The organism is Thermoflexibacter ruber (assembly GCF_900113045.1).
Lineage (GTDB): Bacteria > Bacteroidota > Bacteroidia > Cytophagales > Thermoflexibacteraceae > Thermoflexibacter > Thermoflexibacter ruber.
In genome coordinates, this window is sequence record NZ_FONY01000008.1 from 49,814 (window position 1) to 67,647 (window position 17,834).

Genomic DNA, 17,834 nt, shown 5'->3' on the forward strand with positions numbered 1-17,834 from the left:
TGGATTAAAAACGTGGCTTACCCTATGGAAGTATCAGTTTGATTATTAGGAAAATAAATTTTGAAAGTAGTTCCTACATCTAACTGACTTTCTACCTCTATACTTCCTCCAAGCGATTCTACTTGCGTTTTTACTAAAAAAAGCCCCATGCCTTTGCCATCTACGTGGTCGTGTAGGCGTTGGTACAAGCCAAAAATTTTGTAGGTATCGGTTTTTGATAAATCCATGCCTAAGCCGTTGTCTTGTACAGATAGACAGATAAAATTGCCTACAAGTGCTGTTTTAAGTATAATAAGCGGTTTCCTTTTCTCTGACCTATATTTGATTGCATTAGAAAGTAAGTTATAAATAATGCTCTGCACATAAGATTTGATAGAATAAATGTAATCAAAGATTTGGAAATTGGCTATAATCTCAGCATTTGTTTTTTGAATTTCATCTTTGAGTACCTCTTGGGTAAGATGCAAAACTTCATACAGATTGATTTTTTCTTTGGTTTTGTCCAGACTATTTCTTATCGCAATGATTTGCGTCAAATCCTTGATGACGGTATCTAACTCTGAAGTAGTTTGTTTCAAATGAGCAATGATTTGCTTATTAAATTCATCTTCGTACTTATTTTCGTTAAAGATATTGATTAAGCCCAAAATTCTTGCCACAGGAGAGCGAAGGTTGTGAGATACAATATAAGAAAACTGAGCTAAGTCTTGGTTTTGTTTGGATAAATTATCTACTGTAATTTTAAGTTGGTTAGTGCGGTCTTGTACGAGTTGCTCAAGCTGGTTGTTAAGAGTTTCTATTTCTTCTTTTTGTTGGCTGATTTCCTCATTGAGGGATTGTAAGCTCATATTTTGCTTTTCTATTTGCTGTTTTTGTTTGAACATCTCTTCTTTTTGCTTCAAGAGTAGGCTATTTGCTTTCTTTTGCCTTTGATTACTATAAAAAAGAATCACCGTAATCAATGTAATAAAAACAATGAATATTCCTCCCAAGTAAAGAAGTAGAGTCCTATTTTCTACTTCTACTTGCTTTTTTTCTAATTCTATTTTCTGCTTTTCTATTTCAGCATCTACTTGGAAAAAATTAACCATTCTATTCTTTTCTACATTGTAAAGACTATCTTTTAGGCTTGTAGCGTATTCTAAATAGCATAATGTGCTGTCTATCCTTCCTAATTTTTTATGGCTCTGATATAATCCCCAATAGGTATTTTTCAAATCAGGAGTGGCATCTGCCTGCTTTGCCAAAGGCAGTGCCTTGTAAAAATACTCCAAAGAACCTTTGGTATTATTTTCTTTCAAATAGATTTCTCCTATAAGATTCAATATTCTTGACTGCTGAATCAAGTTTTTATTTTTCTGGCTAATGCTAAGTCCTTCTTCTAAATACTCCAATGCTTCCTTATATTTAGCTTGCTTAAAATACACATTAGCAATTTGAAAAGAATATAAAGAAATCTGATTAGAGGCTTTTATTTCCTTAGCGATGGTTAATCCTTCTTGATAATAAGAAAGGGCTGTCTCAAATTGATTTTGGTCACTGTATAATGTTCCTAATCTGTGTAGGGCATGAAGCAAATATAGTTTTTCAGGAACTTTTCTAAGTATTTCTATGCCTTTTGTGCCTAATTCTAAAGCTTTTTGGTAGTTTCCTTGCTCTCTATTGATGTCTGCAATGCGGGCTAAATTTGCTCCTTTCATTGTAGGATAGTTGATTTTTTCGCTGATTTCCAAAGATTGTAAGAAGGCATGAATAGATTTTTCGCTGCTCCCTTGCATAGATTCGTAAATACCTTCCCAATGCAAGGCAAGGGCTTCCCCTCTTAGATAATTCGTCTTTTTGCTCAATTTTTCGCTTTCTTTAATTAATTCTATTGCTTTGTTTAAGTTATTGGCATAGTATAAAATAGATAAATCAATATACATCTTAGCCTTTGTGGTATCAGCTAACTGCGGGTTAGCTAATAAGGTTTCTAAGCTATCTATAGCTCTTTGATTTTGTGCAAAGGTAGGACAGTAGCTACCGAAGTAGATAAAAAAGAAAAATAGATAGGAAAAAAAGTATTTCATTAGGCTATGTGTGAAAGAATGTAATAATCACGTTTATGTCAAAAATTAGACCGAAGGACTTACTTACCCTCCACGAGTATTTATAGTTTAATCCCTACGATAGAAATATCATCTCTCTGTTCCTCTTGTCCGCAGTGTTGTTTTAAGGTATCAATGAGTATGTTTTGTTGTGCTTGTAAAGGTAAATGATGTATTTGATTCAATAGTTTTTTAAAATTGATGCTACCGTATTTCATTCTCTCTGCGTTGTTTTGGTCTATGTAGCCATCGCTTGCCAAGTAGAGCATTGTTCCCTCTGGTAGGGTAATAGTTTGGTTAGTAAATTTTCTTTCTTTTCTCAAACTCCCGCCGATGGAATATTTCTCACTTACTAATTGTACTATTTCTTGGTCTTTGCCATAAAAAGTAAGCCCTTTTGCCCCTGCAAAAGTAATCTTATATTCTTTTTTTCTCTCATCTTTCTCAAAATAGCAAACGCTCATATCCATACCATCAGTATTTTTGCTTTCAGATTGTTTGAGTAAGTTTTTAATGCCTGTATGTAAGTTTTTCAAAATAAAAGCAGGATTGTTAATTTTTTTGATTTCTACGATTTCATGCAACAAGGTATGTACTATCATGGTCATAAACGCACCAGGTACGCCATGCCCCGTGCAGTCTATCATCGCTAAAACCGCTTTGTGTGTCAAAAATTCAGGATTAATACTTTCTAACAAACTTTGGTTTTCTTTTTTCCATTTTTTATCCCACCCCAGTTCAACAAACCAATAAAAGTCTCCAGAAACTACGTCCTTGGGCAAGTAGATGACAAAGTTTTCTTGGAAAAAGTCTGTTAATTTCTCTCTGCCTGGCAGAATCAAGTCTTGAATATGTTTAGCATAGCGCAAACTTGTATTGAGACGATAAGAGGTATGATGTAATTCTTCGTTCTGTTGCTCTATTAGTTCTTTTTGTTTGATAAGTTCTTGATTAGCTATCATCAGTTCTCGCTCTTGGGCATGAAGTTCCTCGTTCTGCTCTAAAATCTCCCGATTAGCTATTTGTAGTTCTAAGGTTCTTTCCTTTACTTTTTCTTCTAAGATAACATTCTGTTCTTGGACTAAGTACACATTTTTCTCTGCCAGTTCTAAGTTTTTCTGCATCAAATTCAGATTTTCCTCTTTAGCTTTAAGGCGGTCTTCTTTGTAGAGATTGATTTTATCAGCTAGGGCAAAAGAGAGCAGCAACATTTCCAGTGCCGTGCCTATCTGATAAGCATTGTTGGTAAATATGTTAGTCGGGAGAAATTGATTAGTTTTAAGTACGTCTATCACCCCTCCTAAAATCACCCCTATCCATGCCAATAAGAAAAAGCGAGCAGGGAGAAAGCCCTTTTTGTAGATATAATAAGGAACGTAAACGCCTAAAACAGCTATGCAGAGAAAAATAATTTGACTACTGATGAAGGTGAACTGGCGAAAACCAATTAAGTTTAAAAGGATTAAAGCCGCTAAGAAGGAAATCAAAGAGATTCCTATGTAATAGGAAAATTTAAAGTAACGCTTAATTCGCAAAAATTGCATAGCAAAAGCAATATTGGCAATAACGACAAGGCAGATAAGGTTATTGTAATTGATGAAAGAGTTTAGCGAGGGATATTCAGGGAACAGGTATTGATACAGAAAACCTTTCATATAAAAGTTGGACAAGCCTGTAAAAAAACAACTAAAAACATAAAGCAAATACCCTATGTCTTTGACTATGGTGTAAATGAACAGGTTATAAAGAATGACTAATATTACGAATCCAAAGAAAATGCCTTGTAAGAATTTATTTTCTGCACTCTGCTCGCCTAAAACCTCTCTTGAGCCTATGGAAGCAAAGACTTCAATTGGCAATCGACTATTTACTCTGAGATAAATATCATAAATTGAATGCTGGGAAGAGGGAAGGTCAAAAATATAATAGTTAGTTTTTACATCTCTCTCACGAAAAGGAATCAGCAAACCTGCCTGTTTGCGGAGGATTACCTGCTCATTTTCAACCACAAAAACTTGAATAGTATCTAATAAAATATTCTTAATCTGCAAAGCAAGAGGTTCGTTAGTGCTGTTTATCAGGCTTAGTTTAATCCAAAAACAGGAGGAGGAGAAGTTAAAAGCAATAACAGTTTTTTCATTTTTTCTAAATTGTTTTTGTATTTCCTTAGCTAAAATCTTTTGAATGTCTAAACGATTGGCTTTGTCCTCATAAACACTAACGTTCTTAGCTATATCAAAGACCATTTTGCTATCCTTCAAGATAAGCAAGTCCTGTGCCGTGATTGGGCAACTAACGAGCATTAGCAGTAGTATGCGTATAATATGAAAAAATCTTACTCCCATGAAATATTGTTTCTGAAAGCAAGTTAATGAAAACACTTGACAAAATGAGTAGTTTTACCAAGTGTTTTCTTAGGAGTTTCGCGAGTTATACTCCATCAAAAGTGTTTTTGAAATTTTCATTACTCCAAAGTCCCTGTTCTCTGACACTTCCTGTGTAAAACTTATGTAAGCATTGGACTTTCAGACTAATACCGTAGGTGTGCTATTTTTGTAGAAAATGAATGAATATACCCACATAAAACCGCGTAGCGGTGGCATATTTCACGCCTACGGCGTTGCTGTATGCGGGCTTACTCTTTTCTACAAAGATGACAGCTCTACGGGCTTAAAGTTAGATGTAGTATTGTTCATTGGCTGACTCCACCAAAAGTGTCAGAGAACCAAAGTTCCTTTCTCAGCAAAAGAAAGGGATTGAAAAATCATTTTATTTTGAGTATAAAAAAATGTATTTTTAAAAGGTTTCTAATAGCTTTTTGCTCTCTTTGTGAATAATAGGTGCAGTTTCTGCTCCGACAGAGTTAATTTCGCCATAGAGTTGATAGGTAGAACCGTAAATATACGGTGGCTTCGTATCCCACTCACTTTTGGGAATGATGTATCCAATCTCGTCATTTGCTAAGCCTAAGATGAACTTATATTTGCCCTTCATCAATTCTACTAAGGGAGGAACTTCTTGGGGTGATAAAGCAAAATCTTGTCCTTCTGGACTTTCTATGCCACCATACACAATTTCGGGGTAAATCTCGCCGGGTGTGGTCAGAAACATTGCGTTTCCGATAGTGAAAACAGCTACTTCCGTTCTCATCTTTCCCCAAGAGGAGTAGCCTCTATCTAAGACTCCTAAGGCAACTGCCAGTCTATACAAATCGTTGCTTAGAGGAATCTCAAAGGTGCGGGCTTTGAGGCGAATGTTTGTTTTATCTATCGTTTCAGAAGTACTTGTATCTTTTAGTGCATTTAAGGTGATAATAGCCAAAGTATTGCCTTGTGCTTTGGCTTTTTCAAAAGAGGGTTCTTGAAAAATTTTATCAGAAAAAGGGTCTTTGACTGCCAGCTCTGGTGGTGTAGTCATCAAGCCTCCTATGGCTCCATTGATGAATACACACGTTCCACCTATTCCTTTCATTACTAAACTATCTCCATTATACACTCCCTTTTCCACTGCTTCTCTCCAATAGTGTACAAAATCAGAGGTAATGAGCAAGTTCTTGTTCCAAGTGGTTTCTGGGTGATTGCCCCAGACTAAAAGTGTTCCGAGTGTAGTATCTGCCTTGCTGTCAATAGCTTGCATAATTTTTACTGCATTGTCAAAAACCTCTGGCTTGCGAGTGTCAGCTACCATTACTCCTGCATTTTTTTCGTCAATAGCAAATCGAAGTTTAGCAGGTCTGAGGTTTTTTGCTGCCTGTTCTATGGCTTTGGCTGTTTGAGCATAAACGTACTTTTTAAAGTCTGCATTGATAGCGTGCTTGTACTCCTCCCCCCAAAGACCTATGAAGTCAGGGGCTTCGTGAGTGTGCGAGGCACACATAACAGAGTAGGTGATGTTGGCTTCTTTGGAAAGCATGTTTCTTACAGTAATTACGTCATCATGTCCAAAACCAATCAAGTCTATACCTACAAGTGCCAAACGAGTTTTACCATCGTCTATGACCATTGCCCTTGCCCAAATATCATCATTTACCCCATTGGCGGGACGCATGTTTTGAAAGCCAGCTAACCAATAGGCGTCAAACTTTCCATTTTTATTGTTGTCTTGAAAAGTGTCGCCAGCTTTGGGGTCGTAGTAGGCATCTCTGTTGGCATCAGTCCAAGTATCTTCTATCTTGGGTGTAATAGGGAAAGCAGCAAACCCCACTTTAATTTCGCTTGGTTCAGATGCCCCAATGTCTAAGTCAAGAGCATAATTAGGAAATCTGTCTATGCCATTTTTAAAAGCCCACGCCAATAAAATGGCTATTAGGAAAATAAAGACAAACAAGATGCGAAGTATCCATTTCATATTTACTAAGTAATAGGTTTAAAAAATTAGGTATGTGTTTTCTTTTAACAAATATATGTTTTTTCTTTTAAGTGAAAATTAAATGAAGAAGCTTTGTTTAAAACGAATTTGAGTCAAAATTTGCATAAAACCCAAGATTTTGATTAAGATTGTGATTGCAAAATAGTAAGAATAAAGTGATGAAACAAAAAAGAGATACGTTCAGAGATTTTATTAGTCAATTTTTAATAAAACACCAAGAATGGTTTAGGAACAAAGTAGTGCTGGATTGTCCTGCTGGCGAAGGCATTACGGCAGCTTGCTTGCAAGGTTTGGGGGCGAAAGTGATTGCTTATGACCTTTTTCCAGAATATTTTAAAGTAGAAGGTATTACCTGCCAGATGGTAGATGTAATGAAGGGTATTCCATTGGCAGATGAGTCGGTAGATGTGATAGTTTGCCAAGAGGGGATAGAGCATTTTAGCGACCAACTCAAAGTAATGAAAGAGTTTAGCCGAGTTTTAAAAAAAGGAGGTAGGTTGCTTATTACTACGCCTAACTATTCTAATCTGCGTGCTAAACTGAGTTACCTGCTCTCTGAGAGTGAGAGATTCAACGACTTGATGCCTCCAAATGAGTTAGACTCTATCTGGTTGAATAACCAAAGTGTAAACAAAGAAATCTACTACGGTCATATATTTTTGATAGGCGTGCAAAAACTTCATGTATTAGGGCGAATAGCAGGCTTTAAAATTCAACAAGTAGTTTTTGAAAAAGCCAAACCTACCTCTTTATTGCTGTTCCCTTTTCTTTACCCTTTTATTTTTCTATCCAATTGCTTTACTTATGTTAAAAATATGTTAGGCAATAAGCAGTTTGACCTAAAAGTAAAAAAAGAGGTCTATGGCAAAGCATTTCGCTTAAGTATTAATCCTAAAATACTGGTAGATGGCTCATTGTTTATCGTATTTGAAAAAGAAGCAACCATTGAGGAAATGCGATTAAAACTTGAGCGTCAAAAGTTCCCTATCAAACCTTAGAGGGTTTGATAAAAATACTACCTTATGGCAAACTTTGCTACAATAGGCAAGTGGTCGCTAATTTGTTGCAATGTTTTTATGTCTAAACCTTCTGCTACTTTGACTCCGTTAGGGATTAGGTATTTTTGCATATTTTTATTGGCAATGATATGGTCTATTCGCCATCTTGGCTTTTCTGAAGGGTGAGAGAACAGATTTGTACCTGCTAAGGGGTCTATGAAGGTAACCTTTTTATCACCTTTGAGTAAAAACTGAAACTCGCCGCTCTCAGGCGTAGCATTGAAATCACCTGCGATTACTAAATTGGTATTTTTGTCTTCTGCCAAGAATCGTTTACTTTGTGCGTGTAAAAGTTGGATTTGTCCTACACGCATGGCAGAGTCGCGTACTGCTCTTCCTGCTTTGAGGTGAACACCTGTAAGTATGAAAGAAAACTGTTCATTGACGCGTATTTCTGATGAGATAATGCGGGTGTTAATGTTGCTTTGGGTTTCTATCCTGCCCAGCGAGTCTTTTATACCCAATACAGGAGTATAGATGCTGCCATAGGAATACACTACTCCCATAGGCAGTTTGCTCATAATCACTACGTTCATGTACCAGTCTGGACTTTCTGTGCCACCGAAAAAGCGATAACCCAAGTCGTTTAGTTTTTCTTTGGCTATCCTCATTGCCAAAGCCCTACTTTCAAACTCTTCTAATACCACTACATCTGCATTGATTTTTTTAAGTATCTCCGCCAATAAGCCAATGCGTTTTTCTACTTCTCTTGGTTTATCTTCTCTATTATTGTTGATGTAAGGGTTGTCATGCTCATCTACAAAATGTTCCACGTTCCAAGCGAGTATAGAAAACGTATCTTTTTGCGGGAAAGTATAGCCTGCGGGTAGGCTATTTGCTTGAAAAAGAATGGTTTTTGTGCAGGAGGAAATAAGTAAAAGAGAACATATCACTAATATTGCAGTAGAGATGTATAGTTTCATTTTTGATACAGGATTAATTGGACTGCGAAATTAGGTGTTTTTTGATGAAAGTTAAGTAAACAAGCTATGAAGTTTTATTGAACGATGTTATTTTCTGCTTGTAGAGTTGTTTTTACAAAAGTAATTGCTACATTTGCTTTACTATCCGAAGCGTAACAGGCTCTGCTGAGGAGCAACCTGCGAGGAATAAGATAGTTGCCGACGCATAGCATTTGTTTTCCTTTAAAAAATGTTATTTTTAAAGGCTCTTTTTTGTTTTCTTTACCCTACCTGCCATCATTACCTTTGGTGTTTTTTTCTCTTTTTATTTTAATTACTAAATTGTAATTTCCTAAGAAGTGCTTATTATGCAGAGGCATTTATGCCAAGAAAACCTCTATTATATTTAATTATTAGATTACTACATTATGGGTGTAAAAAATAATAATGGATTTAAGCTAAATCTGCTTCTAATTGCGTAAAAAAGCTATTTTTAATAGATAGATGTGTAAAAAACAATAACGGTTTATGAATATAGTGTGAGAGAATATAACAGTAAACAAAAAATGTGTAAAATTTTATAATGCAAAATGTGAGAAAATATAACGCATTGATTAGCAAGCGTGTAAAAAAGTATAATTTATATCTTCCTTCATGTAAATATTTATAATGGTTTGATTTTGAATTGTGTAAAATATTATAACGGAAAATACTTGTTTTGTGTAAAGGAATATAACGGTATTTTTTGCAAAAAAATAGGACTATTACAAGATAGTGAGATGAGGCTTTAGCTATGCTCACAATGTGTAAGAAAACATAACAGATATTGGAATGTGAAAATAAGGCTTGATACGTAAAGATATAATACCATAAGGCTTCCATACCACAGTATTTAATCACAACTTTTTAGAAAGCACAGAAATTTGCATAGGGAATCAATGACTGTATGAAATGTTTGTGTAAAAAAATATAATGGTTAAAGTGATTCTGCAAATAATTAAGGGAAAAAACTATGCTATTGGTGGTATTTTGGAGTTTCAAAGCAAGGTAATATGTGTAAAAAAATATAATGGTTAAAGTAAGACTTTATCTATGCAGTGGTTTTGAATGATGTTTCATTAGGGAAATATACATAAAAAGTAGTCCCTACGTCTAACTGACTCTCTATTTCTACTTTTCCTCCCAGCGATTCTATTTGTGTTTTCACTAAAAAAAGCCCCATCCCTTTGCCTTCTACATGGTCGTGCATTCTTTGATACAAGCCAAATATTTTATAAACATCTACATTAGAAAGGTCTATGCCTAATCCGTTGTCTTTGATAGCAAGGCAAACGAAATTGTCAGAGAGGCAGGATTTGATGCAGATAATAGGCTCTCTCTTCTGAGATTTGTATTTAATAGCGTTGGAGATTAAGTTATGAATGATGCTCTGCACATAGGACTTGATAGAAAATAATTCCTTGATTTCTAATTGTTTTGTATCAATCATTGCTTTTGACTGCTCAATTTCACTTTTTAAGGCAAAAACTTCATGCTCTATGATTTCAGGTAGATAAATTTTCTCTTTGGTTTTGTTTAGGTCATTGCAGATACTAATGATTTGTGTCAAATCTCTGATGACTGTGTCTAAGTCTGCTGTTGTTTTTCTTAATAAGCTAATAATTTGCTTATTTTCCTCATCATCGTATCTCCCTTCGTTAAATATGTTTAACAGACCTAATATTCTTGCCACTGGTGCGCGCAGGTTGTGGGAAATAATGAAAGAAAACTGTGATAAGTCTTGGTTTTGCTTAGTCAAATCATCTAAGGTTTGTTGGAGTTCTTTGGTTCTCTGCGTAATGAGTTCTTCTAAGTTATTTTTCAAGACTTCTATCTCTTGTTTTTGTTTAAAAAGCCTTTCGTTTTGTGCAATCATTTTTACCTGTTTCTGTGCGAGTTCTGCATTTTGCTCTCTAATTAGTGTTTCCTTTTTTATGAGTTCGCTATTTGCTTTCTCCAATTCGTAGTTAATTCTTTCCAATTCTTTTTTTTGCTGACCGAGTTCCTCGTTTTGTGCTTCTATTTCTTGGTTTTTTTCTTCTAAGTTTTCATTAATGATTTTTAATTCTTCTTGCTGTTGGTAAAGTTCCTCATTTTGCGTTTCTATGGCTTTTTTGCTTTCTTCTAATTGTTTGGTTCTCCTTCTTACTTCTTTTTCTAAGAGTTCTTTTTGGGTTCTAATGAGTTCGATGTTTTGATTTTTTAAAACGTTGATTTTGTCGGCAAGGGCTAAGGAGGCAAATATGGTTTCTAATGCTGTACCCAGAGGGCTGAGATACTTAGAAAAACTGTAAAAAGGTAGTACGCCAGTGTATGCCAAAGCCCCCCAGAAAATAAAAAAGGCAAATGTCCCCCAACTTATCAAGTAAAAAAGCGCAGGTTTGTATCCCTTTCTGTAAACTACTATGCCTACAGCAATAAACACTGCCAGATTGCTCATCAAAAAGATAATGCCACTGCTAAAAAGAAATTGCCCATAGCCTATATAAGTCAGAAAGGTGCGTAGGATAGAAATACCTAATAAAAAAAGCAATGCTCTAAACCAAAATATGCTGTATTGCCTTACTTTGAGAAAGTGCATAGTAAAGATGATAGCAAAAAGAATAAAAAGAGAACTAATGAAAAAAGAATATTGGGCGATGAGTTCTCTGTAATTTGGGAATAATAGGGTGAGAAAACCTCTGGTATTAAAAATATTTATACCTACTAAAAAGGTATAGATGACATAGTAGAGAAAAGAGGCATCTTTCACGGAAAAATAGACAAACAGGTTGTAGATAACAGCTAAAACGATGACCCCGAAGTAGGCTAATTCTATGACATATCTTTGAGAGATACTATTGATAATATTTTGTTTATTAATAATTCTTGCTTCTACTTGCATGTACCGTCTTGAAACGAATTTTAAGTAGAAAACTTGCTCTTGGTGAAATAGTAGCTTAGGAATCGCCAAAATACAATGCGTTGAGGCGATGTCTTCTGTTTCAACGGGTAGGCGTTTGCCTGTGATTTTGACTTGATACGCTCCTGACTGATTAGGGAAATAAAAAAATACGCTGTCCAAGTAGGGATTGTCTATTTGGAGGTAGTAATCCTGCTCGGTTTGCAAGTTTATGACTATTTTTATCCAAGTAGGATACTCGGCTGTACCAAGGTTGAGGATTGGAGAGGAGAAAGATTGAAAGTTTTGCTGGAAATTAGCACTACTAACTTGCTCTATCTGAAGCATTTTGCTTTTGTCCTCAAAATAATACATGCTTTTCCCATTCAAGTCAATAACTTTCTCTTGCCCACTGATAAGTATGGGCAGCTGAGCCTTAGTGATGAAGGGAAAAAAGAGTATTAGTATGAAAGATAAAGGTAATCTCATTTTGGAATATGATGAGTACTAAATGGTGGCTTGCGTATTAACACGAATTTGCTAATTTAATCCTGAAATTTAAGGAAAAATTTTCCCTTTTCCCAATCCAATATCATTTTTGAGGTTTTATATTTGATAGTTAGTCTTTTACTACCCACCTTGGATTGTAGGAAAGGATTTTCAAACAGTGGATAAGATGAAGGATTTACTTTTTTACTATTGAGAAGTCCTATGCCCGCATAGGAAAATTGCATTTCTATATTCGTAGGCGTCCTTATTTGTAGGGTATGTTGCTTCTCGTTGTATTGGATTGTAAAATTTTGCGTAACTTTTGTTTTGAACTCCTCAAAAGAGGTGAAGTTTTGCGGATTTTCTGCGTAGAGAACAAAGCCATTTTTTTCTGCGGAACTTCTCAGCCTCTCGCCATACACTTCTTTTGAAAATTGATAAGGCTGCAAAGGGTAAAAGGCAATAAAGACAGACTCGTGAGAGCAGAAAATCCAATGATTTTCACTTATTTCTTTTTTTAAATCTTTGGAAAAGAAGATATTATAATGCTTATACTGAATATTTTTTGCAGAAAAATCATACAATCCAATCAAAATATTTTTGTGCTGAAGTAGCTTTTCGTAAGGGGAAGCACCTACCCATTTTTCCTCTTTGTCATAGGAGGTCTTAGAACTGACTACTTCTGCTACTACATTTTTTCGCAAAGAAGCAAAGAGCGAAGCCATATCGTAGTCCGAGAAATAGGGGTGTAAGCCAAAAAAGGTAGTAATTTCTCCTGTTTGGCTTTCTCGCCAACTTAGTTGCCAAGAGTGTTGTAGGATTTCTTCTGTCTTGCCTGCTTGGATACTCCCCAAACTAAAATTCTTGTCCATGTAGGTATATTTGGCAACCATGGGACTTTTTTCAGTGGCATATCTGATGCGATTTCGGGAGCGTTTACGTTCTTTATTTTCATACGGCACTGAGCGGTCAGTAGCGATAGAGTAGAGTATATTTGGCAGGCGAAAGCGAGAGTAAACAAGCAAAAGTAGCTGAGGGATAGGGGTTTGCAAAGGCTTATCCCCCAATAAGAAGTTGGCTAAGGAAGACATCAAGGTTTTCCTCTTAGTAAAAATATCATACTCATAAATCCTGCTGTTTGCTCCGCAGTAAATCCCATCTAAGTATTCTACAAAAAAATCAGCCAAGAGCCAATACAACATAATTTCTGCCCTTTTTTTCATTAGGCTGTCCTCTGCAAACTCATATAGCATGGTAAGTGGAGCGATAAAAAACATAGCATACAGAGGAGAATCAAACTCGCCTTGCCCAAGTGTAACTGTAGTTTCCATCCATTGATAGAGCCACTCTTTGCTTTCTTGCCGATTTTCTGAGGAGTTTTTGCCATTGAACCAAAGCAAATTTTTTTCCTTCTCACTGAGCAAGTAAAGTGAAGCATAGTACATGCACCAATGATTTTCGGTATCGCCTCTCAAAGGAGTATAATGTTGGAAAGCATGTTTTATTTTTAACTTATAATCCTCTGGCAACTCGGCGTATCCATGTAAGTACAAAGTCGTCATAGGGTATAACCAAAAAACATCGCCTTGCGGTTTAATAGTCAGAGAATCAATGATTTGGTAGGCAGTAAAGAGGTCGGTATGATTTTTAATTTTGGCTAAGGCACGAAAAGCATCTTTGGCAAAGGGCAGACCAGCATAATGACGACTTACTGCTTGACAACGAGCCAAGTACGAGGTGGTTAAGCTATCTTGGGAGAAAGCAGAAAAAGAAAGAAAAATAAACCATAGACTAATTTTACTTCTCATCTCAATAAGCTGTATTCAGCAGAGAAGCATCTATTTCTAACTGATTAGCAAGGGATTGTATGAGGTCATATTCTGCTTCGGAAATGCCATTTGAGGAGTCTGCAAACATAATCATGACCTCTAAGATATTTTCTTTGAGTAGGGGAACTTCGCGTAAGTATTCTCGCAGATTTTGTAAAAAAATGGCTTGCCACTGGCTCTCATGCTCATACAGATACATCAAACTCTTGTAAAACTGTTTTTCTAATGCAATGCGCTGATGGTGTTCGCTCACTCCATGACTATTTGCCATAAACTTGGCAATATGCTTGACATAAATGCCTTCTTCATGGTCTATTTCTCCATCAACGGCAACGACCAAAAGTGCAGGGTAAAAAGTAAGTAAAGTAATAAATTGCTCATAAGAAAGTTCACACTTACTTTCCCTCGTGTACGCCTCGTGGATTGCTTGCATAGTAGTATTTTCAGTGGTCATAATTTCATCTCAATTAAACTTTGGACTTTGTAGATTTTTTGCGTATTTCTTGCATTTTCTTTGCAATAAGGTCAAGTTTCTCTAAGTTGAGTTTTCTTTTTTGATTTTTTTCTGTAATAATTTTTGTTTCGGGTACATTGTTTACCTCATCTGCATCAGTTACTTCGCGCTTTACAGTTCTTTTTCTGTTTGGCTTAGTATTATTTTTCTTCTTAGCAACGACAGCTTTTGTCTTTTTTGCTTGCTTTTGCTTTATGCTTGTGTCTTTTTCGCTCATAATTTTACATCAAGTAGATGTATTCTAATATACGAAATTTGTTGCCAAAAATTTTTTTTAAAGCCCTAAATCTTTGCAAAATGTGTAGAAACTACTACTAATTTTGAGTAAAACTACTTAATGCGAGTAAATAGCCGCTGTTACCTTTTTAAACTGAGCATTAATATTGAGTCGTATCTCATCGCCGACCATGATGCCTCCTGTTTCTGTTACAGCGTCCCACGTTAAGCCAAATTCTTTACGACTGATTTTTCCTGTAATCTCAAAGCCAGCTCTCTTATGTCCCTGCATATCCGTAATGATACCCCCAAAAATTACATCTAAGGAGATGCTTTTAGTGTGGTTCCGAATATTTAAGTTTCCCACCAACTTGTAATGCTTATCATCTATTTTTTGGAAAGAAGTACCTCGGAAATACAGTCTTGGATAGTTGTGAGCGAAAAAGAAATCCTCTGACTTTAAGTGTTTGTCGCGCTCTTCGTTATGGGTGTTGATGCTATTGATTTCTGCAAAAAAGGAAATTTTTGCATTCTCAAAATCGTCATTCTCTGTTTCAACCCTTGCATCAAATTTGGTAAAGTAGCCTGTAACTGTGGAAATTACTAAATACCTCACACTGAATTGGATAGTGGAGTGTGCCACATCAATAGTCCAGATTGCCATATATGTTTACTTTTGGGATAAATCCAAATCTTGCCAAAAAATTTGACTTTCACAAACTATTTGAGAAAATACTTACAGTGATAGTTGATAGTGGCAAGTTCTCCTATCCAATTTGTCCTATTTTTAAAATAAAAAATGCTTCCCCAAAAGGGAAGCATTTTGGTTTGCTGAATTGGAAAGAAGAATCAATCAATCTCTGACTACTACTAAGTCAAGTATCTTCACTGCTTTGGCTGTGGGGAGCGGGGCAAAAGTAGGGCAAACTTGCACGTCTTTGTACCTGTCATCATAAGGCACTTGTAAGAAGGTAATGGTTACTTTCTGATTAGCAGAGAGTTTGACCTCATTGGCTTTTACCTTATCACCCACTATCCAAGGTTGCAAGTGTTCTCCTTCTTGCGTTTTGAACTGAATACCGTCCCATACTCCTGTGGCAGCACAACCAAAATCTACTACTTCTACAGTTTTGGTATAGATTTTTTCATCAATAGGCTCGCCTACTAAGGTAATACAATCTACTCTTACCGCTTTTTTAAGTTTTTCCGTATAAGGTCCCAGTGCCAAGCACACAAATATATCCTTATATTTGTCATCTCTGGGTACCTCGGTAAGTGCTACTTTAACTTTTTGATTGGGTAAAAGTTTCATCTTTGCGATACTCTCGTCTTTGGCAGACCAAGGCTGTACAACTTCTCCATTTTCTAACTCTAAGACCAAATCTCCCCATAAGCCAAATCCACACAAATTGTGTCTTACCGTTGCATTAATAGTGCAGTTTTCTTTGCCAGCGGCTACTATACATTTGATATTCACCACTTTGGATATGCGAGTTTCGTATTCGCCCATTGCTTTACAGCGAATAATATTATCGTAGCGGCTATCTCTTTGTCTTTCCTCAAAAGATACATATACTTTGCTGTCTTTTTCAGGCTTAAAAGTGGCTACTTCCTCATTTGCCGCCGACCAAGGCTGTACGATGGTGCCATCTTCTAATTCAAGCACATAACTTCCCCACAATCCTACACCACAGAGGTTGTATCGTACTGTCGCTTTGACTACTGTACCACATTGTTCAGAGAGTAATTTTTGAAAGTCATCTTCTGGAGTTAGGCTTGACTTTTCACAACTGTAAAAGAAAATTGAATTGATGAAAAATAAGAACAAAAGTTTAGTTTTCATAAAATTAAAAAAGTGTAAAAGGTTAAGATTATTTATAAAAAAATTGACAACACCACTACGTAAACTTTTTACTGATTGGTTGCAAGTATTTGAAATTTTGTTTAATTTTAACATAAGCAATATTGATTAGTTTATATTTGCATTTGTTTTGTCTAACCATTTACTTTAGTAAATTTCATGCAACAGTATCTCATTCATGCTTACGACTACACCGACGCCCAAGCCTTAGAAAGGCGAATGGCTGTGCGTCCTGCCCATTTCGAGACGGTGAAAAAACTCAAAGAATCGGGAAATTTTATTCTTGGAGGTGCTATCCTCGATAGCGAGGGAAAAATGATAGGCTCTAATGCTGTTTTCCAATTTGATAGCCGCGAAGAGTTAGACGCTTATTTGGCGGTAGAACCCTATGTAGTGGGGAAAGTATGGGAGAAAATCACTATCCACCCTTTCAAAGTTGCTAACGTGTAGCCAAACAAAAAACCCAAATTCAAAGAACTTGGGCTTTTTCAATTTACTGATTTTCAAACTATTGGAATGAAACGACTCTTATCTATCTATTGTCAAACATTTTTTAGTCTAAGATGAGGTAATAAGCTGTATTGCCTTTGACCATGAGTTTTTCAGCGTTTGCTGGCAAGGTAAATTCACCTTGCTCATTTTTAGCAACATTGACCTCTTGAATAGTATTGCCATTGGCTCTTACTACGACGATTTGCTCTACCTTGTTTTGCAATACGTTTAGGGGATTGCCATACTTTTTTGCAAAGTACTCTTCCATTTCTGCAATGAACTTGGATTCGGCTTGTGAAAGGGCAGACTTTGTATCTTGGGTAGTGCAACAAGTGTTTTCTGCTTTTTTGTCTTTGGGATTTTCTTCTGCTGAGGCAGTGAATACAGTAAAAGCAAAAAGAAATAAAGAAGCGATAATTATTTTTGAAGTTTTCATTTCTTGTCAAGTTTTAAGTTTTTATATTTTTTAATTTGATAACGCACATACATTTACCAAAGGTATGCCAAAAAATATATCTTATTGCTTAACAATATCTTACAAAATATTAAGTTGTAGCATAAGTAGAGAAAGTGTACGGAAGTAAAAATATAGGTGTACGTTTGCGAACAGGAGAATACAAAACTTTTAATAGAGTTCTTGCGAAAGCACCTATTTTCCCTTTCAGAAGGAGAGGGACAGGAGTGAGGCGATAAAAAAACATTTTCGCAAGAAGTCTAACGAGTTTCTAAATTTCTCGCTTAGGCAAGTTTTGCACTTCCTTCATAATCTTATTGACTTCGGCTTCGTTTAAAATTAAAATATCTCCATAAATTTCATTGACGGGTGTATCGGAAACAATGTTAAAATCATCTTCTCCTGTTTGCATAATAATGACTAACTCAAACATCTCTTCGGAGTCCTGATAAGAATCTTCAAGCACAGAATTAGAACTATCAGTCATTGAAAATATGTTTTTTAAATAATCTCTTGGAATGACGGATACACCATATCCATTGTCAAAGACTGCTTGCAACCTAAAACCACCAAATGGGGTCAAATCCTCAAAAGTTTTTAATCTTTTTTCCATGATTTTTTTGATTTTAATTATATGATATAGA

Annotated in this window: 15 protein-coding genes; 3 read left to right on the forward strand and 12 right to left on the reverse strand. The window is 35.8% G+C overall.

The features are described 5' to 3' along the window. Positions 1-17: 17 nt before the first annotated feature. The gene (locus BM141_RS06065) at positions 18-2,069 is read right to left on the reverse strand and encodes a tetratricopeptide repeat-containing sensor histidine kinase (RefSeq protein ID WP_091541787.1); all 2,052 of its coding nucleotides are present in this window, start codon (positions 2,067-2,069) and stop codon (positions 18-20) included. 80 nt (positions 2,070-2,149) lie between these two features. Continuing rightward, positions 2,150-4,432, reverse strand: a complete 2,283-nt coding sequence (locus BM141_RS06070; protein WP_091541790.1) for a 7TM diverse intracellular signaling domain-containing protein — start codon at positions 4,430-4,432, stop codon at positions 2,150-2,152. A 217-nt stretch (positions 4,433-4,649) separates the two neighbouring features. Here BM141_RS06070 and BM141_RS22810 point away from each other — a divergent pair, with 217 nt between their 5' ends. Next, the gene (locus tag BM141_RS22810) at positions 4,650-4,790 is read left to right on the forward strand and encodes a hypothetical protein (RefSeq protein ID WP_177217280.1); all 141 of its coding nucleotides are present in this window, start codon (positions 4,650-4,652) and stop codon (positions 4,788-4,790) included. 93 nt (positions 4,791-4,883) lie between these two features. Here the strand turns inward: BM141_RS22810 and BM141_RS06075 are convergent, their stop codons facing one another. Further along, complete coding sequence (locus BM141_RS06075; RefSeq protein WP_245763999.1) at positions 4,884-6,434, reverse strand: hypothetical protein; 1,551 nt, start codon at positions 6,432-6,434, stop codon at positions 4,884-4,886. Between the two features lie 179 nt (positions 6,435-6,613). On the opposite strand from BM141_RS06075, the gene BM141_RS06080 reads away from it, so the two are divergent. Beyond that, positions 6,614-7,453 carry a class I SAM-dependent methyltransferase gene (locus BM141_RS06080; protein ID WP_143090824.1) on the forward strand — a complete coding sequence of 280 codons (840 nt, stop codon included), beginning with the start codon at positions 6,614-6,616 and terminating at the stop codon, positions 7,451-7,453. Between the two features lie 17 nt (positions 7,454-7,470). On the opposite strand, the gene BM141_RS06085 is transcribed toward BM141_RS06080, so the two are convergent. The 7 genes from BM141_RS06085 to BM141_RS06120 all read right to left on the reverse strand — a co-directional run bounded on the left by BM141_RS06085 (position 7,471) and on the right by BM141_RS06120 (position 16,226). Continuing rightward, a complete protein-coding gene (locus BM141_RS06085; protein ID WP_091541797.1) occupies positions 7,471-8,436 on the reverse strand; it encodes an endonuclease/exonuclease/phosphatase family protein in 966 nt (321 codons plus the stop codon). 1,069 nt (positions 8,437-9,505) lie between these two features. Next, complete coding sequence (locus tag BM141_RS06090) at positions 9,506-11,824, reverse strand: 7TM diverse intracellular signaling domain-containing protein (RefSeq protein WP_091541801.1); 2,319 nt, start codon at positions 11,822-11,824, stop codon at positions 9,506-9,508. A 56-nt stretch (positions 11,825-11,880) separates the two neighbouring features. Beyond that, entirely contained in the window at positions 11,881-13,632 is a 1,752-nt protein-coding gene (locus BM141_RS06095) for a hypothetical protein (protein WP_091541805.1), read from the reverse strand. Between the two features lies 1 nt (position 13,633). Next, positions 13,634-14,107, reverse strand: a complete 474-nt coding sequence (locus tag BM141_RS06100; protein ID WP_091541811.1) for a tellurite resistance TerB family protein — start codon at positions 14,105-14,107, stop codon at positions 13,634-13,636. 13 nt (positions 14,108-14,120) lie between these two features. After that, on the reverse strand, positions 14,121-14,384 hold the full coding sequence (locus BM141_RS06105) for a hypothetical protein (protein WP_091541813.1): 264 nt from the start codon (positions 14,382-14,384) through the stop codon (positions 14,121-14,123). 117 nt (positions 14,385-14,501) lie between these two features. Beyond that, entirely contained in the window at positions 14,502-15,047 is a 546-nt protein-coding gene (locus tag BM141_RS06110; protein WP_091541816.1) for a YceI family protein, read from the reverse strand. Positions 15,048-15,236: 189 nt separating this feature from the next. Then, positions 15,237-16,226, reverse strand: coding sequence for a hypothetical protein (locus tag BM141_RS06120; RefSeq protein WP_143090825.1), 990 nt, complete (start codon positions 16,224-16,226; stop codon positions 15,237-15,239). A 177-nt stretch (positions 16,227-16,403) separates the two neighbouring features. On the opposite strand from BM141_RS06120, the gene BM141_RS06125 reads away from it, so the two are divergent. Further along, complete coding sequence (locus BM141_RS06125) at positions 16,404-16,694, forward strand: YciI family protein (protein WP_091541827.1); 291 nt, start codon at positions 16,404-16,406, stop codon at positions 16,692-16,694. Positions 16,695-16,797: 103 nt separating this feature from the next. On the opposite strand, the gene BM141_RS06130 is transcribed toward BM141_RS06125, so the two are convergent. Then, positions 16,798-17,172 carry a hypothetical protein gene (locus BM141_RS06130; protein WP_091541830.1) on the reverse strand — a complete coding sequence of 125 codons (375 nt, stop codon included), beginning with the start codon at positions 17,170-17,172 and terminating at the stop codon, positions 16,798-16,800. Positions 17,173-17,461: 289 nt separating this feature from the next. After that, entirely contained in the window at positions 17,462-17,803 is a 342-nt protein-coding gene (locus tag BM141_RS06135) for a hypothetical protein (protein WP_091541833.1), read from the reverse strand. Positions 17,804-17,834 lie beyond the last annotated feature (31 nt).